Here is a 288-nt window from a genome sequence, read left to right on the forward strand (position 1 = left end):
TATAAAAAATGGTTGTCTTTACATCCTCACAAGCAACAACCAGGCGCTTCACGTACGAAGGGCATATACGTAGGCTTCGACGGTACCTCCCTTTGCAAGCATCACTGTTGTGCGCACACGCTGGTATTCAGCACCCTCGAAATCATCCAGGGCCTGCCAGTGTTCCGGCAAGTTTTCGGACACAAAGACATGGCCTTTGATGGCATCCCCAGCCTCGTCCAACACTAGGCCTGGAAAGCCCATAACGGCACCCCAACCTGCTTCGATGAGGCGCCCCTTGATATGCCC

General features: G+C 53.5%; 1 protein-coding gene. It reads right to left on the reverse strand.

Annotation, left to right across the window (positions count from 1 at the left end; translation table 11 throughout):
- Positions 1-48 precede the first annotated feature (48 nt).
- Positions 49-288 (reverse strand): gamma-glutamylcyclotransferase family protein (locus R0J92_RS22425; protein WP_411053282.1); only part of this gene is annotated, 240 nt, incomplete at its 5' end.

This window comes from Tritonibacter sp. SIMBA_163 (assembly GCF_046535935.1).
Lineage (GTDB): Bacteria > Pseudomonadota > Alphaproteobacteria > Rhodobacterales > Rhodobacteraceae > Epibacterium > Epibacterium scottomollicae.